Origin of the sequence: Leifsonia sp. 563, from assembly GCF_040545055.1 — a bacterium.
In the GTDB taxonomy this organism is placed as follows: domain Bacteria; phylum Actinomycetota; class Actinomycetes; order Actinomycetales; family Microbacteriaceae; genus Leifsonia.
Genome location: NZ_JBEPLE010000004.1, coordinates 236,586 through 257,687, shown reverse-complemented (window position 1 = coordinate 257,687; position 21,102 = coordinate 236,586). Strand labels below are relative to the sequence as shown.

At 70.5% G+C, this 21,102-nt stretch carries 18 protein-coding genes and 1 tRNA gene; 16 read left to right on the top strand and 3 right to left on the bottom strand.

From position 1 onward, the window contains the following. Positions 1 to 75 precede the first annotated feature (75 nt). From ABIC47_RS13930 to ABIC47_RS13920, 3 genes are all read left to right on the top strand, one after another. The gene (locus ABIC47_RS13930; RefSeq protein WP_026307128.1) at positions 76 to 3,012 is read left to right on the top strand and encodes a UPF0182 family membrane protein; all 2,937 of its coding nucleotides are present in this window, start codon (positions 76 to 78) and stop codon (positions 3,010 to 3,012) included. Positions 3,013 to 3,157: 145 nt separating this feature from the next. Continuing rightward, positions 3,158 to 4,351, top strand: coding sequence for an ROK family transcriptional regulator (locus tag ABIC47_RS13925; protein WP_018190487.1), 1,194 nt, complete (start codon positions 3,158 to 3,160; stop codon positions 4,349 to 4,351). Next, positions 4,351 to 4,827, top strand: coding sequence for a hypothetical protein (locus tag ABIC47_RS13920; RefSeq protein ID WP_354481163.1), 477 nt, complete (start codon positions 4,351 to 4,353; stop codon positions 4,825 to 4,827). Before ABIC47_RS13925 ends, ABIC47_RS13920 begins: the two co-directional genes overlap by 1 nt. A gap of 28 nt (positions 4,828 to 4,855) precedes the next feature. Here the strand turns inward: ABIC47_RS13920 and ABIC47_RS13915 are convergent, their stop codons facing one another. Then, positions 4,856 to 5,995: an ROK family transcriptional regulator gene (locus tag ABIC47_RS13915; RefSeq protein WP_089875330.1), complete on the bottom strand. Its 1,140-nt coding sequence runs from the start codon at positions 5,993 to 5,995 to the stop codon at positions 4,856 to 4,858. Positions 5,996 to 6,122: 127 nt separating this feature from the next. On the opposite strand from ABIC47_RS13915, the gene ABIC47_RS13910 reads away from it, so the two are divergent. Beyond that, positions 6,123 to 8,429, top strand: coding sequence for a phospholipase C/P1 nuclease family protein (locus ABIC47_RS13910; RefSeq protein WP_354481161.1), 2,307 nt, complete (start codon positions 6,123 to 6,125; stop codon positions 8,427 to 8,429). A 32-nt stretch (positions 8,430 to 8,461) separates the two neighbouring features. Here ABIC47_RS13910 and ABIC47_RS13905 read toward each other — a convergent pair. Then, positions 8,462 to 8,535, bottom strand: a tRNA-Met gene (locus ABIC47_RS13905). Positions 8,536 to 8,654: 119 nt separating this feature from the next. Here ABIC47_RS13905 and ABIC47_RS13900 point away from each other — a divergent pair. The 8 genes from ABIC47_RS13900 to ABIC47_RS13865 are packed head-to-tail and all read left to right on the top strand — an operon-like array spanning position 8,655 to position 15,078. Then, on the top strand, positions 8,655 to 9,737 hold the full coding sequence (locus ABIC47_RS13900; RefSeq protein WP_018190491.1) for a response regulator: 1,083 nt from the start codon (positions 8,655 to 8,657) through the stop codon (positions 9,735 to 9,737). Continuing rightward, a complete protein-coding gene (locus ABIC47_RS13895) occupies positions 9,734 to 10,747 on the top strand; it encodes an ATP-grasp domain-containing protein (protein ID WP_354481159.1) in 1,014 nt (337 codons plus the stop codon). Before ABIC47_RS13900 ends, ABIC47_RS13895 begins: the two co-directional genes overlap by 4 nt. Beyond that, positions 10,744 to 11,517, top strand: coding sequence for a PHP domain-containing protein (locus tag ABIC47_RS13890; protein WP_354481157.1), 774 nt, complete (start codon positions 10,744 to 10,746; stop codon positions 11,515 to 11,517). The genes ABIC47_RS13895 and ABIC47_RS13890 overlap by 4 nt, the downstream gene beginning before the upstream one ends. Continuing rightward, positions 11,514 to 11,708: a hypothetical protein gene (locus tag ABIC47_RS13885; RefSeq protein WP_354481155.1), complete on the top strand. Its 195-nt coding sequence runs from the start codon at positions 11,514 to 11,516 to the stop codon at positions 11,706 to 11,708. The genes ABIC47_RS13890 and ABIC47_RS13885 overlap by 4 nt, the downstream gene beginning before the upstream one ends. Continuing rightward, positions 11,701 to 12,090 (top strand): response regulator, encoded by a 390-nt coding sequence (locus ABIC47_RS13880; protein ID WP_089875336.1) that lies wholly within the window; start codon positions 11,701 to 11,703, stop codon positions 12,088 to 12,090. The genes ABIC47_RS13885 and ABIC47_RS13880 overlap by 8 nt, the downstream gene beginning before the upstream one ends. Continuing rightward, on the top strand, positions 12,087 to 13,865 hold the full coding sequence (locus tag ABIC47_RS13875; RefSeq protein WP_354481153.1) for a sensor histidine kinase: 1,779 nt from the start codon (positions 12,087 to 12,089) through the stop codon (positions 13,863 to 13,865). The genes ABIC47_RS13880 and ABIC47_RS13875 overlap by 4 nt, the downstream gene beginning before the upstream one ends. Beyond that, complete coding sequence (locus ABIC47_RS13870) at positions 13,862 to 14,698, top strand: carbon-nitrogen hydrolase family protein (RefSeq protein ID WP_354481152.1); 837 nt, start codon at positions 13,862 to 13,864, stop codon at positions 14,696 to 14,698. The genes ABIC47_RS13875 and ABIC47_RS13870 overlap by 4 nt, the downstream gene beginning before the upstream one ends. Then, on the top strand, positions 14,698 to 15,078 hold the full coding sequence (locus ABIC47_RS13865; RefSeq protein ID WP_354481150.1) for a hypothetical protein: 381 nt from the start codon (positions 14,698 to 14,700) through the stop codon (positions 15,076 to 15,078). Before ABIC47_RS13870 ends, ABIC47_RS13865 begins: the two co-directional genes overlap by 1 nt. Before the next feature lie 40 nt (positions 15,079 to 15,118). Here the strand turns inward: ABIC47_RS13865 and ABIC47_RS13860 are convergent, their stop codons facing one another. Continuing rightward, the gene (locus tag ABIC47_RS13860; protein ID WP_354481148.1) at positions 15,119 to 16,315 is read right to left on the bottom strand and encodes an aminotransferase class I/II-fold pyridoxal phosphate-dependent enzyme; all 1,197 of its coding nucleotides are present in this window, start codon (positions 16,313 to 16,315) and stop codon (positions 15,119 to 15,121) included. A gap of 145 nt (positions 16,316 to 16,460) precedes the next feature. Here ABIC47_RS13860 and ABIC47_RS13855 point away from each other — a divergent pair, with 145 nt between their 5' ends. From ABIC47_RS13855 to ABIC47_RS13840, 4 genes are all read left to right on the top strand, one after another. Beyond that, positions 16,461 to 18,236, top strand: coding sequence for a S1C family serine protease (locus ABIC47_RS13855; protein WP_354481146.1), 1,776 nt, complete (start codon positions 16,461 to 16,463; stop codon positions 18,234 to 18,236). A 124-nt stretch (positions 18,237 to 18,360) separates the two neighbouring features. Then, positions 18,361 to 19,404, top strand: a complete 1,044-nt coding sequence (locus tag ABIC47_RS13850) for a glycosyltransferase family 2 protein (protein ID WP_018190501.1) — start codon at positions 18,361 to 18,363, stop codon at positions 19,402 to 19,404. A gap of 2 nt (positions 19,405 to 19,406) precedes the next feature. Then, entirely contained in the window at positions 19,407 to 20,225 is an 819-nt protein-coding gene (locus ABIC47_RS13845) for a CDP-alcohol phosphatidyltransferase family protein (protein WP_354481144.1), read from the top strand. Further along, a complete protein-coding gene (locus ABIC47_RS13840; protein ID WP_354481142.1) occupies positions 20,218 to 21,102 on the top strand; it encodes a glycosyltransferase family 2 protein in 885 nt (294 codons plus the stop codon). The genes ABIC47_RS13845 and ABIC47_RS13840 overlap by 8 nt, the downstream gene beginning before the upstream one ends.

Below are 21,102 nucleotides of genomic sequence, written 5' to 3'. Positions count from 1 at the left end.
CGTAGCAGCGTTCTCCAAGCGTCCCTTGCCTAGGATGGTTCACATCCCCGCCACGCGAGACCAAGAAGGCCATACGTGAGTTCAACAGCAGCAGCTCGACCCGCAGGCCGCCGGCGCGCGGCCATCTGGATCACTCTCGGGGTGATCGTCGCGGTGGTCATCCTGTTCTTCGTCTTCGCAGGGCTGTACGCCGACATCCTCTGGTACGACCAGCTCGGCTACCTCCAGGTGCTCACCACGCAGTGGTTCGCAGGCATCGCCATGTTCTTCATCGGCTTCTTCGGGATGGCGTTGCCGCTCTGGCTGTCCATCCAGCTGGCGTACCGGCTGCGCCCGGTCTACGCGAAGCTGAACTCGCAGCTCGACCGCTACCAGCAGGTCATCGAGCCGCTGCGGCGCCTCGCGATGTACGGCATCCCCATCGTCTTCGGCATCTTCGCCGGTGTCTCGACCGCGAGCCGCTGGCAGACCGCGGCGCTCTGGCTGAACGGCACCGCCTATGGCAAGACCGACCCGCTCTTCCACCTCGACATCGGCTTCTACCTCTTCGCGCTGCCGTTCTATCGCAGCGCGGTCGGGTTCGCGTCGGCGGTCGTGCTCATCTCGCTGCTCGCGACACTGGCCACCACCTACCTGTACGGCTCGATCCGGGTCAGTGGTCGCGAGGTGCGCATCTCGCGCGCGGCGCGTGTCCAGATCTCCGTGATCGCCGCGCTGTACCTTCTCCTGCAGGGCATCAGCATCTGGCTCGACCGCTACGCCACGGTCACCGACTCCAACGTCAACGACATGATCAACGGCGCCGCCTACACGGACGTCAACGCGACCATCCCGGGCCGCGCGATCCTGGCGGGCGCCGCGGTGTTCGTCGCCATCCTGTTCGTGCTGACGGCCTTCATCGGCCGCTGGCGGTTCCCGATGGTCGGCACGGCGCTGCTCATCGTCGCCGCCCTGGTGGTCGGCGCGATCGTGCCGTGGGTCGTCCAGCGGTTCCAGGTCGACCCGAGCCAGAAGACGCTGGAGTCGCCCTACGTGCAGAAGGGGATCGACTACACCCGCGAGGCGTACGGGCTCAGCGACATCGAGACGATCCCGTACAACGCGAAGACGACGGCCGAGCAGGGCGCCCTGCGGCAGGACGCGCAGACGACCGCGCAGATCCGCATCCTCGACCCCGCCGTCGTCAGCCCGTCGTTCCGCCAGCTGCAGCAGTTCCGGCAGTACTACGCGTTCCCCGAGAAGCTGAACGTCGACCGCTACGAGGTCAACGGCACGCAGCAGGATGCGGTGGTCGCCGTCCGCGAGCTGCAGCAGTCCGGCCTCGGCGGCACCCGCAACTGGTTCAACGACACCGTCGTCTACACGCACGGCTACGGGCTGGTCGCCGCCTACGGCAACCAGCGCTCTCCCGACGGCCAGCCGGTGTTCATGGAGTCGGGCATCCCCACCACCGGGACGCTCGGCACGTACCAGCCGCGCATCTACTTCGGCGAGCAGTCGCCGACGTACTCGATCGTCGGCGCCCCGAAGGGCTCCAAGCAGGTCGAGCTCGACTACCCGGGCGGCTCGGACGGCGCGCAGCAGACGTACACGACGTTCGACGGGAACGGCGGCCCGAAGCTCGACAACATCTTCAAGCGACTGGTCTACGCGCTGAAGTTCCAGGACGAGCAGATCGTCCTCTCGGACGCGGTCAACAGCAACTCGCAGATCCTCTACGACCGCGACCCGATCAAGCGCGTGCAGAAGGTCGCGCCCTACCTCACCGTCGACTCGCAGGCGTACCCGGCGGTCGTGGACGGGCGCGTCAAGTGGATCGTCGACGGCTACACGACGAGCGACCAGTTCCCGTACTCGCACGTCGGCAGCTTGAGCGATGCGACGGCAGACAAGGACACACCGAAGCCCGCCTACGCCTTCGACGACATCAACTACATCCGCAACTCGGTGAAGGCCACCGTCGACGCGTACGACGGTTCGGTGACCCTGTACGCGTGGGACACCAGCGACCCGGTGCTCAAGACGTGGGAGAAGGTCTTCCCGGCCACCGTCAAGCCGGTGAGCGACATGAGCGCTCAGCTGATGAGCCACGTGCGCTACCCGTCCGACCTGTTCAAGGTGCAGCGGGCGGTGCTCGGCCAGTACCACGTCGACGACGCGGGCTCGTTCTACTCGCGTGAGGACGCGTGGACCACGCCGAACGACCCGACCTCGCCGTCGAGCAACCCGGCCCTGCAGCCGCCCTACTACCTGACGATGAAGATGCCGGGCCAGGACGCCCCCGCGTTCTCGCTCTACTCGACCTTCATCCCAGCGGGCACGAGCGAGTCGAGCCGGTCGGTGCTGAAGGGCTACCTGGCGGTGGATGCGGATGCCGGCGATACCAAGGGCAAGGTCGCGTCCGGCTACGGCAAGCTCAGGCTTCTGCAACTGCCCTCGAGCGACACGATCCCGGGCCCCGGGCAGATGCAGAACCAGTTCGACTCCGATCCCACCGTCTCGCAGCAGCTGAACCTGCTGCGACAGGGTAAATCGGAGGTCATCAACGGCAATCTGCTGACCCTGCCGGTCGGTGGCGGTCTGCTCTACGTGCAGCCGGTCTACGTCCGATCCTCGGGTGAGACGAGCTACCCGCTGCTGCAGAAGGTGCTGGTGGCCTTCGGCGACAAGATCGAGTTCGAGGACACTCTCGACCAGGCGCTCGATGCCCTGTTCGGCGGCGACTCGGGCGCGTCCGCCGGTGACAACAACGTGCCGACCGAGGGTGGTGGCACCGGCGGTCAGACCGGCGGCGGCACCGGCGGCGGCGAGCAGACCGGGGGAGGGACCGGCGGCTCCGCGGCGGGCAACACGGCCCTCCAGGAGGCCCTGCAGCGTGCCAACCAGGCGCTCAGCGACAGCCAGGCCGCTCTGAAGTCCGGCGACTGGACCGCGTACGGCGAGGCTCAGAAGCGCCTGCAGCAGGCGATCTCCGACGCCGTTGCGGCGGAGGGGCAGCCCGCCGCCAAGTAGTCCGCCGCCTCGATCGGCTGAAACGGCCCGCGCGTTCTCGCGCGGGCCGTTTCGTATGCTCGGCCGCCGTGCGAAGTGCGGAATCCGACAAGACGAACGCGGAAAACTCTTGCGCCGACTTTGATTGTCAGCTTTACTAACAAACATGTCGATCGACCTGGCCAAGCGCACCACCGCCTCCGATCGGGGTGCGCCGTCCGACCACGGGCTCGTCCCGGGCCGGGCGCTCCGGCCCCGGACGAAGGTGCTGCCCGAGCATGCACGCGGCCACAACCGCTCGCTCGTGCTGCAGTCCCTGTACCGCTCCGGCCGCGCCAGCCGGGCGGATCTCGCCCGGACGACGGGACTCACCCGCGTCACGATCTCGGACCTCGTGGGGGAGCTGATCGCCGAAGGTCTGGTCGTCGAGCTCGGCCAACGCGACGACGCCCGCCCGGGCAAGCCCGCGGTGCTCCTCGACGTCAACCGCGGCGCGACGCAGATCGTCGGAGTCGACCTCAGCGAGCACGCGGTGTTCCGCGGAGCCGTCCTCGACATGGACGGCCGCATCCTGCAGACCGCGGAGGTGGAGCTCGCCGGGAGCCGCGGCGAGGAGGCGACCGCCAAGGTGCTCGCTCTCGTCGACCGCCTGGTGGAGCTCACCTCCGCGCCGGTGCTGGGCATCGGCATCGGGTCGCCCGGCATCGTCGAGGCGGATGGCGTGGTCGCCACCGCCCCGAACCTCGGCTGGGTTGATGAGCCGCTGCAGCAGCGCATCGCAGAACGCACCGGGCTGCCCGTCTTCGTCGCCAATGATGCGAACGTCGCGGTTCTGGCGGAGCACGGCTTCGCCGACGCGCAGGGCGACATGATGCTCGTCAAGGTGGGCCACGGTGTCGGCTCCGGCCTGCTGGTCGCCGGTGCGCTCGTCTTCGGAAGCCGCTTCGCCGCCGGCGAGATCGGTCAGGTGATGGTCGGCACCGACGCCGGTCCCGAGGCCCCGTACGACCGCGAACGGTGCCTGGAGGCGTGGCTGGCCGTCCCGCGGCTGGAGTCGCGCGTGGCGGCCGCCGAGGCCGCAGGGGCGTCGGCCGAGCCGGTGCTGCGGGAGGCCGGGCAGCGGCTCGGTGTCGCGCTCGCGCCGATCGTCGGCGCGCTGAACCTGTCGGAGGTCGTCCTCGCCGGTCCGGAGGAGCTTCTCGACGGCGTGCTGCTCGATGCCGTACGCGAGACCCTCCGCAACCGGACGATGGCCGGGTTCCACTCCGGCGTAACGGTCCGGATGACGAGCCAGGGCCGCGACATCGTGCTCCGCGGCTGCGTCGTGATGGTGCTTTCCGCGCAGCTGGGGGTGTCGTGATGACCCTGCTCGCCGATGCGGTCGACCTCGATCTGGACGCCTCGCGCGGATTCCGGTTCGCTCCGGGCGTGCGCGAGGCGTTGACGGCGTTCCGCGGCCGGTGCACGGTCGTCCGGCTGGCGACGCTCGACAACGACGTGCTGGGCGTCCCGCGCTGGTACACGCTGCAGGAGGCGTGGGCCGAGCCGGGGAGCGATGCCGCTGCATCCTGGTCCGGCAATCCGGTCGTCGCCGTCGGGCCGTCGGACGATCCGGAGCTCGTGCTCGCGACCGCGACGCCCGTCGTCGTGGTCGGCGCCGACAACGCGGCGTCCCGGTGGACGCGCCAGGTGGTGGATGCGGTACGGGCCACCTGCCGTTCGGTGCTGGTCGTCGACATGGGCGAGCGCCCGGATCCGTCGTACGCCGACATCGCGACCTACGGCCACGACCGCCGCCACGGCGCTGCGCTGCTCGGATTGCTGACCGGCTGCTGACCGGCCGCTCGCCGCGCCGCTCGCAGGGTCAGTGCGCCCAGGTGACGCCGAGCGCCGACTTCAGCGCGTACTGCGCCGCCCCGCGGTAGGGGTGCTCCTGGCCCACGCGCGCGTACCGGAAGCTCAGCGGCATGGCCGCCTTGACCGGATGCCGCGCCGCCTCGGCACGCAGGTGTCCGATGAACTCGGGCCCGAGCCGAGGAGCCGCCCCGCCGATCACGATGTTCGGCACGTCGAGGGCGGCGGCGACGAGCAGCAGCGCGCGGGCGAGCACGCGAGCGCCGTCCGCGATGCGCTCGCGCGAGTCCGGAGCGGCAGCGAGGGCCGCGAGGTCGAGCGCTTCGAGGTCGGTGCCGTGGGGGAGGCCCAGCAGGCTCGTCACCGACACGATCTCCTCGAGGCAGCCGCGGTTGCCACAGGCGCACAGCGGCGCATCCGGCCCGAACAGCACCGGGACGTGCCCGATCTCGCCGGCGCGATGCGCGGCGCCGGCGACGACCTCCCCGTCGATGATGACGGCCGCCCCGACACCCGTGCTCAGAGAGACGAAGAGCTGGTTGGCCCCGAAGTCGTCGGACGTGATCGAGTCGGCGATGGCCTCCGCGTCCGCGTCGTTGATCAGGTGGATGGGCGCGTCCACGATCCCGGACAGCTCGCGCGCCAGGTCCACGTCCGTCCATCCCAGCTGAACCGATTCGCGGATCAGGGGGCCGTCCGCGATACCCGGCACCTGCACGCCCACCGCGACGATCCGTGCCGAGGTGGAGGCGACCAGCCGTCGCGCGACAGAGCGCACGTCTTCGAGGGAGCCCGGTGTCGCGGCGCGCTGCGTCACGGTGGCGAGCTCGTCGCCCAGCAGGTCGACGACCGCGCCGCGGACGAGTCCCGGCTGCACCAGCAGTGCGAGCAGCACGTGATTCTCCGCGGCGACGCGGAGGGTCGTAGCGCGCTTCCCGCCGGTGCTCTCGGCCAGCTGCCCCTCGATGACGAGCCCGTCGGCGATGAGCCCGGCGAGCAGGGAGGAGACGGTTGCGCTGGTGAGCCCAGTCCGGCGGGCGATGGCCGCGCGCGTCGCCGTGCCGTTCCCGGACAGCACGAGCTGCAGCGCGGTCGTGAGATTGCGCTCGCGGACGGCGGCCTGCGTCGCCTTGCCGTGCTCCTCTGCCACTGTTCTCCCGCCCGTCTCGTTGCGTCACGACACTAGCGAATCCGGACTCCTCACGTTCACCCGCCGGGACTATCCTGGCCGCGCCGGCGGGGGCGAACCTCGGCGCGGCGACGGGATGGGGGACCGCATGGATGTTCTGGGCACCGACCGCAGCTTCGCCAGCCTCTCCACAGCGGACCTGCTCGAGGCGCGCGACCAGTACCACTGGCATCTGCTCAACAAGAAGAACGTGGTCGGCACCGCGGTGGGCCTGTACCTGATCCGGAAGAGCGATCCCTGGCCGGCCGGGGAGCATACCGACTCCGGGGGCGCGGCCCGCACGGCGGCCCGCACTGCCGCCCGCGGCGAACGGACCTTCGACAACTCCGAAGTGCGCGACTACTCCTGGCCGTGCATCCTCGTGTTGGTCGACAAGTGGATCCCCGCCGACCGGTTCGGCGCAGGAGCGGACCAGGAGTCACCGGAGGAACTGGTGCCCCGAACCCTCTACCTCCCGGACGGTCGCACGGTGCCGGTGTGCGTCGTCCGGGTGACGGAGTCGGCGCCGGATGCGTCGGTTCTCCCGCCACGCACCTGGCCTACTTCGCGGATCGGTGGCGGCTTCCCGCTCGTCAGCGAGAGTCAGGGTGTGCAGAACCTGGGGAGCGTGGGAACGCTGGTGACCGACGGGCACACCGTCTTCGCGCTGACGAGCCGTCACGTCACGGGGCCGGCGGGCAGCCCGGTCTCGAGCTTCCTCGGCGGCACGCTCGCGGAGGTCGGCCGCGCGAGCTCGCGCCACCTCAGCCGCAAGCCGTTCTCCGATGTCTACCCGCAGTTCTCGGGACGCCGCAGCTTCGCCACCCTCGATGTCGGCCTGGTGGAGGTGGACGACGTCACCGAGTGGACGTCGCAGGGCTACGGCCTTCCCGCCGCCGGAGAGCTCGCCGACCTCAACGAGCTCAACATCGGCGTGCGCCTGATCGGCGCGCGGGTCCGGGCGTTCGGGGCGGCTTCTGGCGAGTTGCGCGGGCGCATCGCCGCGCTGTTCTACCGCTACCGGAGCAGGGGAGGATTCGACGATGTGACGGACTTCCTGATCGCGCCGGACCCGGAAGCGCGACAGGATGGCGACGCCGGGCTGGTCGCCGCGCAGTCACGCCCCGGCGACTCGGGCACCGTCTGGTATCTGGTGCAGGCCGGCGATGCTCCGCTGCGCCCGATCGCCGTCCAGTGGGGCGGTCAGAGCTTCCTGGGCTCCTCCGGGGCGGCCTTCGACTTCTCGCTCGCCACCAGCCTCAGCAGCATCCTGCGCCTGCTGGACGTCGAACTGGTCGTCGATTACAACACGGGCCCGCAGCCCTACTGGGGGAAGACGGGCCACTACACGATCGCCACCTTCGCCTGCGAGAAGGTGACGGGCGCGAAGCTCCGCAGGCTGCTCGCGGCCAACACGGACCGCATCAGCTTCAGCCTCGCTGGCCTCGGCCATGGCGCGATCGACACGACGACCGTCCTCGCCAAGAAGAACGGCGGCTTCGTTCCGCTCGCCGACGTGCCCGATCTGATCTGGAAGAACCTGCCGAGCGCGGTGAAAGGTGGTCGGGACACGGCGTTCCGCACCGGCCCGGAGCATCCCACGCACTTCGCCGACATCGACCAGCTGCTCGACGGCGAGACGCTGCGGGCGCGCTGCGTCGACGATCCGGCCGACGTCTCCGTGGCGGTGTGGCAGGACTACTACACGCGTCTCGGCCACACCGAGCCCGACAAACGCGGACTCCTCCCGTTCCGGGTCAGGCAGTTCTACGACGAGCTCGTGGCCGCGGTCCGGGCGAAGGACGTCGCGCGATACGTCGCGGCGGCCGGGCTCGTCGCCCACTATGTCGGCGACGCCTGCCAGCCGCTGCACGGATCGTTCCTGGCGGACGGACTGGAGGACGGCACCGGGAAGGGGGTGCACTCGGCGTACGAGTCCACCATGATCGACCGGCACGACGTCGAGATCGTGAGCGGGATCACGGCGGCGCTCTCGACGGCGACGCTCCCTCCCGGCGTCGCGTCCGGGCAGGAAGCCGCGGTGGCGATCGTGCGGTTGATGGACCGCTCGGCGAAGGCCATCGATCCACGTGCCCTCGTCACGGCGTACGCGGCCGTCGCGTCGAAGCCGGGCGACTCGAGCGTCCGGGTGACGGACGCGTTGTGGAGCGCGTTCGGCGAGCAGACGATCGGTCTGCTCGTGGACGGCGCGCTCACGCTCGCGATGATCTGGCAGAGCGCCTGGAAGGCGGCTTCGGGCGAGTCGGCGTTTTCGGCCACGGATCTGAGGGCGGTCGACACGGCGGCGCTCCAGCGGCTCTACGAGGACCCAGCCTTCGTGCCATCGCTCACGCTCGACCAGATCGGCCCGACGCTCGAGAAGGGCCCCGTGCGTCAAAAGAAGAAGGCCCCCTGATCAGAGAATCCCTGATCAGGGGGCCTTATCGGTTGCGGGGGCAGGATTTGAACCTACGACCTCTGGGTTATGAGCCCAGCGAGCTACCGAGCTGCTCCACCCCGCGGCACAAGAAGAAACTCTAGCACGGGATCCGAGGGGTGTGAAATCGCGAACACCGGCCCGGGCGCGTCCCCTCGTGTGGACCGGGCGTCCTACTAGAGTCGTTCCCAGATAGGGGATGCGATGGCGAGTGTCGTGACGAAGTACCGGGTGGTCGTGGTCGAGGACGACCCCGATGTCGCCTTCTTCATGAAGACCGTGCTGGAGAAGCGCGCGGATGCGGTCGCGATCGCGGTGACGAATCCCTCCATCGCCCTGGCGACGATCGCCGAGTTCGAGCCGGACCTCGTCATCACCGACATCGAGATGCCCGGCATCACCGGCCTCGACCTGCTCAAGGAGCTGCGCGCCCAGTATCCGGGCATGCCGGTCGTGGTGATGACCGCGCACGTCTCGGTCGACTACGCGGTCTCGGCGCTTCGGGCCCAGGCGGACGAGTTCCTGAGCAAACCGGTCGCCTCGGCGGAGCTGGTCGCGATCGTCAACCGTCTCGCCGCAGAAGGGCGCGTCAAGCGAGCCGCTGCGCGCCGCCAGGTGGTGCTCGCGATCGGTGCTCACCCCGACGACGTCGAGATCGGCGTCGGCGGTATTCTCGCGGCGCACCGTGACGCGGGCAATGACGTCGTGATCCTCACGCTGTCGCGCGGCGCTCGCGGCGGCGACGCCGACGACCGGCAGCACGAGTCCCTCGCGTCGGCCGAGCTGCTCGGCGCCCGGCTGTTCCTCGAAGACCTGGAGGACACCCACATCTCGGCGGCGGATCCGACGGTGGGCATCATCGAGCGCGTCGTCGCCGAGATCCAGCCGGACATCGTCTACACGCACTCGTCGCACGACCGCCATCAGGACCACCGCGCGGTGCACGCCGCGACGAACGTCGCCACCCGGTCGGTGCGGACCGTCTGCTGCTACCAGAGCCCGTCCGCCACCATCGACTTCCGTCCCACCCGCTTCGTCCCGATCGACGGGTTCACCGAGACCAAGCTGCAGCTGATCGACTGCTTCCGCTCGCAGACCGAGCTGCGCGACTATCTCGAGCCGGACTTCGTGCTCGCGACGGCCCGCTACTGGTCGCGCTTCGGCGGCGGCAAGAACTGCGAGCCGCTGGAGGTCATGCGCGACACCGCCGACATCTCGGTGCCCGCCTCCGCCATCCACTCCGACGCGCGCGTCGCGGGAAACCGACTGAACAGGACCGCTGAATGACCGATTCCACCCGTACCCGTGTCCTGGTGACGGGAGCCGGCGGCCCTGCCGGCGTCGCGGTGATCCGCTCGCTGCTGGCCCGCGACGATGTCGAGGTCTACGCGGCCGACATGGACGGATGGGCCAGCGGCCTGTATCTGGTGGAGGAGGGGCGCAGGCGGATCGTGCCGCCCGGGCGCTCGGACGGCTTCGTCGATGCGCTCATCGCCATGAGCCGGGAGGACGGCATCGACGTGCTGTTCTCGACGGTCGACGTCGAGCTCCCGGGGCTCGCCGCGCGCCGCGACGAGCTCGAGGCGGTCGGCACGAAGCTGGCCGCGCCCTCGCACGACACCCTGGTGACCTGCCTCGACAAGTTCGCCCTCGTCCAGCGGGTCGGCGACCAGGCGCGCGTGCCGGTCACGCGGCTGCTGAACGGGGAGGGCGTCGGCGCCGACTGGACTTTCCCGGTCATCATCAAGCCGCGCAGCGGCGCCGGATCACGGGGCGTCCGCCTCATCGCGGATCGCGGCACTCTGGAGGCCCTCGGCACCGACGAGAGCATCATCATCCAGGAGAACCTGCCCGGCGAGGAGTTCTCCGTCGACGTCCTCGCGGGGCTCGACGGCAACGTCATCGCGGCCGTCCCGCGGTCGCGGGAGCGCGTGGACTCGGGCGTCTCGATCGCCGGACGCACGGTGCGGCGGGACGAGCTCTCCGACACCGCCGCGGCGGTCGCCCGCGCGATCGGCCTGACCGGTGTCGCGAACGTGCAACTGCGGTACAGCGCCGACGGCATCCCGGCGCTGCTCGAGGTGAACCCGCGCTTCCCCGGCGCCATGCCGTTGACCATCGCGGCCGGGGTCGACATGCCGTCCCTCCTGCTCGACCTGGTCCTCGGCCGGCCCGTGCCGTCGGCCGTCGACTTCGAGGAGCTCGCCAACGTGCGGTTCCTGGAGGACGTCTTCCTCGCTCCCGGCGACGTGCTGGTCTCCGAGAACGCGGCGCACGCGGAGGGTCCGGAGGAGTGAGCGCGACGGAGGCCGGCCGGCTGCCCGCGCTGCTGCACGGCGACTTCCACGTCCACTCGACGTTCTCGGACGACGCGCGGAGCACCCTGGCGGAGAACATCGCCGCGGCGTCCGCCGTCGGCCTGCGGACGATCCGCCTCACCGACCATGTGCGCGCCTCGACGACCTGGGTCCACGAGTTCCTCTCCGCGGTCGCGGGCGAGCGCGTCCCGGACGGACTGACGGTGCTCACCGGGGTGGAGGCGAAGCTCCTGGATGCGTCGGGCGCCGTCGACACCCCGCCGGGCCTGGTCGTCGGCACCGGTGGGGTGGATGCCGTCGTCATCGGCGACCACCAGTTCCCCGGCACGGACGGCCCGTGGTCGCCCACGGCCACGCGCGAGCGGCTCGACGCCGGCCTGTCGGACGACGACGCGCTCGACCTGCTCATCGAGGGCAGCATCCGCGCGATGGAGCGCACGCCGCACGCGCAGCTGGCGCACTGGTTCTCGATCCTGCCGAAGGTCGGCCTCGACGAGACGCAGCTCGGGACGGCGCGGCTCGCGGCCTGGGCTCAGGCCGCCGCGGCGACCGGGACCATCGTCGAGGTCAACGAGAAGTGGAACTGCCCCGGCCCGGACGCCATCGCGGCGCTGCTGGACGCCGGAGCGCGTATCGTCGCCTCCACCGACAGTCATGTCGCCGCTGACGTGGGCCGTTACGACCGCGTCCCCGTTCTGTTGGACGAAGCCGCCGCCCGGGTGGGCGTGGAGAAGGAGGACGCACGGTGAGCCCAGCCCGACACTCGTCCGGACCGTCCGCAGGGGACCCCGCCGAGCCCTCCGGCGAACTCCGCGAGCGCATCCAGGCCGAGCTGGAACGCGACCGCCGCTGGGAGTTCCGCCTCCCGCTCTACGGCGGGATCGCGCTGCTGATCTGCGCCGCGATCGTCGTCGTCCGAACGGTGTTCCTCCATGTCTGAGCGCAAGCGGATCGTGATCGCGGACGACGACGACGACATCCGGAACCTGATGGCGATCGCCGCGAATCGTGCGGGCGTTGACATCGTCGCGGCCGTCGACAACGGCTCCGCCGCCCTTGCCGCCGTCCAGGCCGGCGGGATCGACCTCGCCGTCCTCGACATCTCGATGCCCGGACTGAACGGCGTGGAGGTGGCCGAGGCGATCCGCGCGGACGACATCACACGTTCGACGCTCATCCTCATGGTGTCGGCGTCTGTCCAGCTGCTCACGGACCACGGTGTCGTCGCCGACCGGTCGGACAGCTTCATCGTCAAGCCGTTCAGCCCGCGCGTGCTGTCGACCCGCATCCGCGAGATGCTCGAACTGGGGGAGCCCGCATGACCCTCGACCGGTGGCTCAGCCGCATCCCGCTGGATTCGCCCTCGGCGTTCATGAAGCAGGTCCCGACGATCGTCGGTTTTGCGATCGCCGCGCTCATCGCCGCCCTGCCGAACGGCGTTCCCATCACGAACGCCCCGCTGTTCCTGGCCGGCATCGCCCTGGTGGTCGTCGCGACCGTCTTCTCGCTCGTCATCCCGTGGCGGCATCTGCATCCGGAGTGGGCGGTCGTCATCCCGGTCCTGTCGCTGCTCGCCGTCGGGCTGCTGCGGCTCGGGACGGGGTCCGCCGCCTCGCCGTTCGCGGTCCTGACCCTGCTGCCCTTCGTCTGGATCGCCTCCGAGGCGGGGCGCATCAACATCCTCATCGCGGCGCTCACCACCTTCGTCGTGCTGCTCGCGCCGCTGGTGGTCGACGGCGTCGCCCACACCGCCGGTGACATCGTCCGCGCCTTCTTCTCGCCGGTGATCTACCTCATCGTCGCGATCGTCATCAACGAGATCGCGCACAGGATGCGGGTCCAGCTCGCCGCCGCCCGTCAGTCGGGGGAGCAGCAGCAGCAGCTCCTCGCCCAGGCCGTGCAGGCGCAGGACGAGCTGGTGCTCAACGAGGCGAGGCTGAAGACCGCGAACCGCCTCATCCAGAGCATCTGGAATGCCGTGACCGAGCAGTCCGTCATCGGCACCGACCTCGACGGCCTCATCGACGTGTGGAACCCCGGCGCGGAGAAGATGCTCGGCCTGACCGAGAAGCAGGTGCTCGACGGCAAGTACCACATCATCGACTTCCACCTGTCGTCCGAGCTCGCGGAGCGGCTGCAGGATATGGATGCGCGCTTCACGACCGTCTCCAGCACCGACGACTTCTCGGCCCTGGTCGACACCGTCCGTGCCGGATCGGCGGATGTGCGCGACTGGACGTACGTGCGGCCGGACGGCAAGCGCGTCGTCGTTCAGGTGGCGGCGACACCGCGCATCGACGAGAACGGCCACCGGGTCGGCTTCATCTTCGTGGCGACCGACATGACCGAGGCGCGCGAGTTCGCCCGGCTCAAGGACGAGTTCGTCGGCCTCATCTCGCACGAGCTGCGGACGCCGCTCAGCTCGATCCTGGGCTACCTGGAGCTGCTGCGCGACGACGACGAGGATCCGCTGTCGGAGGAGCAGCTGCAGTATCTGGCCGTCGCCGAGCGCAACGCGCACCGGCTGCTTCGCCTGGTCGGCGACCTGCTGTTCACCGCACAGGTCGAATCCGGGCGGTTCCCGCTCGACATCAAGGATGTCGAGCTGAACACCGTGGTCTCCGCCTCCGTGGAGTCCGCCCGCCCGGTCGCCGCGAACGCGGGCGTGACCCTGGTCGCCGAAGTCCCCGATCACACCGTCGATGTCCGGGGCGACACGCTCCGGCTCGGCCAGGCGGTCGACAACCTGGTCTCGAACGCGCTCAAGTTCACGCCGTCCGGCGGCACCGTCACCGTGGCGCTGCGCCACGAGGGCGACGAGGCTGTGATCGCCGTGAGGGACACCGGTATCGGCATCCCCGCCGTGGAGCTGAGCCAGCTGTCGCAGCGCTTCTTCCGTGCGTCCACCGCGACCCGCAACGCGGTCCCGGGCGTCGGACTCGGCCTCACCATCACGAAGGCGATCGTGACTGCTCACGGCGGCCGCCTCGACATCGCCAGCGAGGAGGGGGTCGGAACGTCCATCAGCATCGTCCTGCCGGTGGAGACACCGCGGCCCGTGACCGAGGCGATCCCGCACGTGGAGGTGGCGCCATGACCGACCGGCCTGCAGAGCTCACCGTCGACGACCGAACCATCGCGGTCGCCGTCGCCCAGTTCGCGCCGGGCGACGACCGGGTGCACAACCGGGATGTGGTCGCCGGCCTGATCGCGGTTGCGGCCTCCCGCGGTGCCCGCCTCGTGATCCTGCCCGAGTACGCCTCGTACTTCACCGATCCGCTCGGGCCGTCGTTCGCCCGGAACGCCGAGCCGCTGGACGGCGACTTCGTCGGCTCCCTCTCCGCCGCCGCCCGCGAGCACGGCCTGTTCGTGGTGGCCGGCCTCGTCGAGCGCAGCGATCAGGCGCACCGGTTCTCGAACACCCTCGTCGCGGTGGGGCCGTCGGGCGACGTGCTCGCGACGTATCGCAAGCAGCACCTCTACGACGCGTTCGGGGCGAAGGAGTCCGAGTGGGTCGTCCCCGGCGATCTGGACGAACCGCAGACCTTCGAGGTGGACGGCGTGACCGTCGGCCTTCAGACCTGCTACGACCTGCGCTTCCCGGAGGTGACGCGTCGCCTCGCCGACGCCGGCGCGCTGCTGGTGGCCGTGCCCGCCGAATGGGTGCGCGGCCCGCTGAAGGAGTTCCACTGGTCGACGCTGCTCGCGGCGCGCGCCATCGAGAACACCCTCTACGTCGCCGCGGCCGACCACCCGCCGTCGATCGGGGTGGGCGCCAGCGCGATCCTCGATCCGATGGGGGTCACGCTGGCCGGACTCGCCGACACGACCGGCGTCGCCGTCGCCGACGTGTCCGTCGCGCGGGTGCGCGAGGTGCGGGAGCGCAATCCCGCACTCGCCCTGCGCCGCTACCGGGTGAGTCCGCTCTGATGGCGACGACGCACGACTTCTTCCTCACCGGCGACCACGAGCAGGGCCGCGGGATCGTCCTCGACGCCCTGCGCGGGCAGGGCTTCGCGGTGACGCCGGCGCCGAACGGCGCGTTCACCGTGCAGCGGGGGAGCACCGCCATGACCGTCCTCTTCGGCGGCCTCGCCGGATCGCAGCTGCGGATCACCTTCCTGCTGCGGTTCCAGGTGGACCAGGAGGGGCGCCTGGTCGCCCGGCTGTCGCGCGACCAGGTGGGCGCGGCGGTGAGCGGCGGGGCGATCGGCGCCTCCAAGGCCAAGGCCGTGTTCGAACAGTGCGTCGCCGACATCGGCGGCCGGCTGAGGGCGGCGCAGCTGTTCGCGGGCGAACTCCGCCAGTGACGGTTCGGTCGGTGCCGGTGCTCCTGCCGGTGCCGATCGCTCAGCGGGGCAGCGCGGCGAGACGCAGTGCCGCCTCCTCGAGCACGTCGATGCGCTTGCAGAACGCGAACCGGACGAGGGATGCGGTCCGCGCCGCATACTCGCCCCGGCTGAACGCGCCGAGCGGCACCGCGACGACTCCGGCCAGCTCCGGCAGCCGACGGCACAGCTCGACGCCCTCCGGGAAGCCGAGCGGGGCTGCATCGGCGACCACGAAGTAGGTCCCGTCCGAAGGAAAGACGCCGAAGCCGGCGGCGGCGAGCCCGGCGGAGAGCACATCCCGCTTGTGGGCCAGAGCCTCGGCGATGCCGGTGAAGTAGGCGTCCGGGAGCCGCAGCCCCGCGGCGATCGCCGGCTGGAACGGCGCGCCGTTCACGTAGGTGAGGAACTGCTTCACGGCGAGCACCGCGGTGACGAACTCCGGAGGGGCGGTCAGCCAGCCGATCTTCCAGCCCGTCGTGTTGAAGGTCTTGCCACCGGACGAGATCGCGATCGTGCGCTCCCGGGCACCCGGCAGCGTCTCGATCGGGATGTGCTCTGGCCCGAACGTCAGGTGCTCGTAGACGGAGTCGGTGACGATCACGGCGTCGTGCCGTTCGGCCAGCTCCACGATCGCGGTGAGCGTCTCCCGGTCGAGCACGCTGCCGGTGGGATTGTGCGGTGTGTTCACGAGGATGGCGCGTGTGCGGTCGGTCACCGTCTCGCGCAGCCGGTCGAGGTCGGGGCGGAAGGCCGGCGGCTCCAGCGGCACGGTGCGGTGCACGCCGCCCGCCAGCGAGATCACGGCGCCGTACTCGTCGTAGTACGGCTCGAATGTGACCACCTCGTCGCCCGGTTCGAGCAGCGCGAGCAGCGTCGCCGCGATCGCCTCGGTCGCGCCGGCGGTGATGAGCACCTCCCGGTCCGGGTCGAGCTCCATGCCGTAGAACCGCTTCTGGTGCTCGGCGACGGCCAGGCGGAGGTCGGGGATGCCCATCCCGGGCGGGTACTGGTTCTCCCCGTCGCGGATGGCCGCCACGGCCGCCTCCAGCACTGCGGCGGGTCCGTCCTCGTCCGGGAACCCCTGGCCGAGGTTGATGGCGCCCGTCCGCGACGCCAGCGCGCTCATCTCGGCGAAGATCGTCGGCCGCACGGAGCCGTCGGCTCCGAGCAGTCCTGCACCCGTGGCGGCGCGCCGCCAGCCTCCCGTGATCGTCATAGGACAACGCTACGGCCTTACTCGCATCCAACCCATTGGGTACGTTGGGGAGAGTCATCGACACGCAGAAGGTCGCCCACAGCAACGGCAAATAGAACGCCCAGGTTCGCATCCCAAGCTGTCTGTGCTTGGAAGGAGCAACACCATGACCGACACCCCGAACACCCCGGAGCCCGCGAAGCCCCAGCACGACGCCGACACCGACGCGGTCGTGGATGCTGCCGGCACTGAGCGCACCAGCATCGAGCACACCGGCGCCGCGACCCCCGCAGCGCCGTCCGAGACCCCCGCCGCTCCGGCGGCGCAGACCCCCGCGGCCGAGACCCCGGCCGAGCAGGCTCCCGCAGCCGGAGCCGGATGGACCGCCCCGGCCGCGCAGAGCACCGGCGACACCGCCGCGCAGCCGACCCAGCCGCAGCCCACCGCCGCGCAGCCGACGGTTCCGCAGCCCACCGCCGCGCAGCCGACGGTTCCGCAGCCCACCGGCGCGCCGTACCAGGCGCAGCAGCACCAGCCGCAGCCGCAGACCTACGGGCAGCCGTACGGCCAGCAGCAGCAGCCGCAGCAGCCGCACCACGGCAACGGCGCCTTCGGCCAGCCCGCCGGGTACGGCCAGCAGCCGCAGCAGCCCTACGCCCCCAACGCCCACCAGCAGGGCTACGCCGGCGCACCGGGCGCCGCGACCGCTACGGCTCCGGCGAAGCCCGCCAAGAACCGCAGCACCGGCCTCATCATCGCGACGCTCGCCATCGGCGCGCTCGTCGGCGGCATCGCCGGCGCCGGAGCCGGTGTCGGCATCTACGCCGCCACCGACGGCGGCAACGCGACGATCAAGACCGTCTCCGGCCCGCAGAACATCACGGTGAACGACTCCAACGACGCGAGCACCATCACCGCGGTCGCCGCCAAGGCGTCCCCGAGCGTCGTCACCATCTCGGTGAGCGCGTCGAGCTCCGGCGGCACCGGCTCCGGCATCATCCTGACCTCCGACGGCTACGTGCTCACCAACACGCACGTCGTGACGCTCGACGGCCAGGCGGCCAACGTCAACGTGACGGTCACCGACAACGACGGCAAGATCTACACGGCCAAGATCGTCGGAACCGACCCGACCACCGACCTCGCCGTCATCAAGCTGGACAAGGCGTCCGGGCTGACCCCGATCAGCTGGGGCGACTCGAGCAAGCTCAACGTGGGCAACACCACGGTCGCCATCGGTGCGCCGCTCGGCCTCTCCGGCACGGTCACCGACGGCATCGTCAGCGCGCTCAACCGCAGCATCAGCATCGCCTCCTCGGCCGCTCCGAAGGACGACTCGAACAGCGACGGCGGCAGCCAGAACCCGTTCAACTTCGACTTCCCCGACCAGGGCGGTCAGCAGCAGCAACAGCAGCAGAGCGCCGGAACGATCTCGCTCCCGGTCATCCAGACCGACGCGTCCATCAACCCGGGCAACTCCGGTGGTGCGCTGCTCAACAGCAAGGGTGAGCTGATCGGCGTCAACGTCGCCATCGCCAGCGCGGGCGGCTCCAGCTCCGACGGCTCGCAGTCCGGCAGCATCGGCGTCGGCTTCGCCATCCCGTCGAACCTGGCCAAGCGCGTCTCCGACGAGATCATCAAGAGCGGCTCCGCCACGCACGGCCTGCTGGGCGCGTCGGTCGCCGACGCGAGCACCGACAGCAAGGCCACCACGGTCGGCGCACTGATCAAGAGCGTCACCAGCGGCGGCGCCGCGGCCGGTGCGGGCCTCAAGGCCGGCGACATCGTGGTGAACCTCGACGACACCCCGATCACCGACGCCACCGACCTGACCGCCCAGGTCCGGGCGCAGGCGGCCGGCTCCAAGGTCGACGTCACTTACATCCGCGACGGTCAGACCAAGACCGCGACCGTGACGCTGGGGTCCCTCCCGGCCGAGTGATCGCGCCGATCGAGCACACCGAGAAGGGCCGTCCCGCAGGCGCGGGGCGGCCCTTCCCCGTTCCCGGCCGCGCCGCAGACCCGGCTGATAGGCTCGACGCCGACCCGCTACAGCGAAGGACCAGATGCCGGACGACATCGTGAACACCCTCCCCGGTGTCTCGTACGTGATGCCCGTGCTCAACGAGGTCACCCACGTGCGAGCCGCCGTCGACAGCCTTCTGGCGCAGGACTACGCCGGGCCGTTCGAGGTGACCATCGCCCTCGGTCCGAGCATGGACGGCACGACCCAGCTGGTCGAGGAGCTCGCGGCCGTCGACAGCCGCATCCGGGTCGTCGACAACGTCGTGGGCTCGACACCCGCCGGTCTGAACCTCGCCATCCGCGAGTCGCAGTACCCGATCGTGATCCGGGTGGACGCGCACAGCGTCCTTCCGCCGGACTACGCGCGCGTCGCCGTGGAGACCATCCTGGAGACGGGCGCAGACAACGTCGGCGGACTGATGGATGCGCAGGGCACCACCGACTTCGAGCGCGCCGTCGCGCGTGCGTACGGGAGCCGTGTGGGCCTGGGCGGCACGAAGCTGCATGTCGGCGGCGAGGCCGGTCCGGCCGAGACGGTCTACCTCGGCGTGTTCCGCCGCGATCGCCTGATCGAGGTCGGCCTCTTCGACGAGGAGATCAAGCGCGGCCAGGACTGGGAGCTCAACCGGCGCCTCCGCACCACGGGTGGCACGGTCTGGTTCACGCCGCGGCTCAAAGTCACCTACCGCCCCCGCCCGAACCTGTACCGGCTCGCCCGGCAGTTCTTCTCCACCGGCATCTGGCGGGGCGAGCTCGCCCGGCGCTTCCCGGCATCCAATGGCCTGCGCTACTTCGCGCCGCCCGTGATGGTGGTGGGCGTCGCGGTCGGCACGGTGCTCGGCATCGTCGGCATCATCCAGGCCCTCCTCGGCGCCGCGCCGTGGCTGCTCTGGGGCTTCGCCATCCCGGCTCTCTACGTGGTGATCGTCGTGATCTCCGCGCTGCTCTGGGGGCGACGCGACGGTTTTCGCCCGTTCCTGTGGTTTCTCGTAGTCTTGCCGTGCATCCACTTCAGCTGGGGGATCGGCTTCGTCCTCGGATACCTGTCGCTCACCCGCAACATCACGGCCCACACGGGAAGGTAGGCATGACCGCACCCGGACCTGCGGCGCACGGCGCCCGTCCGTCCTCGATCGCCGAGCTGAAGGCCGTCGCGCAGCCCCCAGAGGTGCGCGGACGCCGCAACGCGGAGCACTGGACGGCCTCGCTGTACCTCCGCAACCTGTCGCCGTATCTGACGTGGGTGCTGCTCAAGACCTCGATCTCGGCGAACGGCGTGACCGGCCTGATGATCCTGACGGGATGGGCGACCGCCGCGGCCCTGCTCATCCCGGGCATCGCCGGCGCGGCTCTCGCACTGGTGCTCGGCCAGCTGCAGATGCTGGTGGACTGCTGCGACGGCGAGGTGGCGCGCTGGCGCCGCACGTCGTCGCCCGTGGGCATCTTCCTCGATAACGTCGGCCACTACTCGACAGAGACGCTGATCGCGATCGTCCTCGGCATCCGCGCGGCGGGCTATCCGCTGGAGACGCCGGAGGACTTCCTCTGGACGAACCTCGGCACCCTGCTCGCCCTGGTGATCGTGCTCAACAAGGCGCTCAACGACATGGTGCGCGTGGCGCGCGCCAACGCCGGACTGCCGAAGCTCGCCGACACGCAGTCGGAGTACGCGCCGACGCACGGGCTCATCGCGACGCTGCGGCGTGCGGCGAAGTTCCTCCCGTTCCACCGGCTGTACCACTCGGTGGAGCTCACCATCCTGATCTTCGTCTTCTCCATCGTCGGCCTGTTCATCGGCGCGACGCTCGCCGACCGCATCCTGCTCTGTGCGCTCGTCCCGCTGTCGATCCTGGCGCTGATCGGGCACTTCGTGACCATCATGGCGTCGCGGCGGGTCCGTGGCTGAGCTGCCCGCGGTCGCGGTCGTGGTGCTCACGCAGGGCGCCCGGCCGGTCGAGCTGCGCCGCGGCGTGGAGTCGGTGCTCGCCCAGGAGGGCGTGACCACCGACGTCGTCGTGGTCGGCAACGGGTGGGACCCGGCCACCGCAGACCCGGCGCTTCCCGCAGGCGTGCACGTGCTCGCCCTGCCCGACAACGTGGGCATCCCCGCCGGACGCAACGCGGGGGTGCCGCTGGTGCACGGCGAGTGGCTGTTCTTCCTCGACGACGATGCGGACATCCCGTCGCGCACGTTCCTGGCGGACGCCGTCGCCAAGCTCCGGGACGACCCCGGCATCGGGATGCTGCAGCCCCGGCTTCGCGTGCCCGACGGCGCGCCGGCGCCCCGGCGCTGGATCCCGCGCATCCGCAAGGGCGACCCGGAGCGCTCCAGCAACGTGTTCGCCGTGCTCGAGGCCGCCGTGGTCCTGCCGCGTGCCGTCTTCGAGCGGGCCGGCGGCTGGGCCGATCCGTTCTTCTACGCGCACGAGGGCATCGACCTCGCCTGGAAGGTCTGGGACCAGGGAAAGCGCGTCTGGTACGCGGGCGACCTCGTGGCGGAGCATCCGTCCGTGTCGCCGACCCGGCACTCGTACTACTACCGGCTCAACGCGCGGAACCGCGTGTGGCTGGCCCGCCGCAACCTCCCGGCCGTGCTCATCCCGCTCTATGTCGGGTCGTGGACCGGCATCCAGCTGCTGCGCTGGTTCCGCAAGCCCGCCGTCCTGCGTGCGTGGTTCGGCGGCTGGGCCGAGGGCTGGCGCACCGACCCGGGCGAGCGACGCCCGCTGCGGTGGAGGACCGTGGCGCGGATGACGGCAGCAGGACGGCCACCGATCGTCTGA

Bases quoted from the DNA above. Each gene is read 5' to 3' on its own strand.
- ABIC47_RS13865 (WP_354481150.1), top strand. From the start codon at position 14,698: ATGGCGACGACGCACGACTTCTTCCTCACCGGCGACCACGAGCAGGGC.
- ABIC47_RS13860 (WP_354481148.1), bottom strand. From the start codon at position 16,315: ATGACGATCACGGGAGGCTGGCGGCGCGCCGCCACGGGTGCAGGACTG.
- ABIC47_RS13920 (WP_354481163.1), top strand. From the start codon at position 4,351: ATGACCCTGCTCGCCGATGCGGTCGACCTCGATCTGGACGCCTCGCGC.
- ABIC47_RS13855 (WP_354481146.1), top strand. From the start codon at position 16,461: ATGACCGACACCCCGAACACCCCGGAGCCCGCGAAGCCCCAGCACGAC.
- ABIC47_RS13910 (WP_354481161.1), top strand. From the start codon at position 6,123: ATGGATGTTCTGGGCACCGACCGCAGCTTCGCCAGCCTCTCCACAGCG.
- ABIC47_RS13845 (WP_354481144.1), top strand. From the start codon at position 19,407: ATGACCGCACCCGGACCTGCGGCGCACGGCGCCCGTCCGTCCTCGATC.
- ABIC47_RS13900 (WP_018190491.1), top strand. From the start codon at position 8,655: ATGGCGAGTGTCGTGACGAAGTACCGGGTGGTCGTGGTCGAGGACGAC.
- ABIC47_RS13870 (WP_354481152.1), top strand. From the start codon at position 13,862: ATGACCGACCGGCCTGCAGAGCTCACCGTCGACGACCGAACCATCGCG.
- ABIC47_RS13875 (WP_354481153.1), top strand. From the start codon at position 12,087: ATGACCCTCGACCGGTGGCTCAGCCGCATCCCGCTGGATTCGCCCTCG.
- ABIC47_RS13895 (WP_354481159.1), top strand. From the start codon at position 9,734: ATGACCGATTCCACCCGTACCCGTGTCCTGGTGACGGGAGCCGGCGGC.
- ABIC47_RS13880 (WP_089875336.1), top strand. From the start codon at position 11,701: ATGTCTGAGCGCAAGCGGATCGTGATCGCGGACGACGACGACGACATC.
- ABIC47_RS13850 (WP_018190501.1), top strand. From the start codon at position 18,361: ATGCCGGACGACATCGTGAACACCCTCCCCGGTGTCTCGTACGTGATG.
- ABIC47_RS13925 (WP_018190487.1), top strand. From the start codon at position 3,158: ATGTCGATCGACCTGGCCAAGCGCACCACCGCCTCCGATCGGGGTGCG.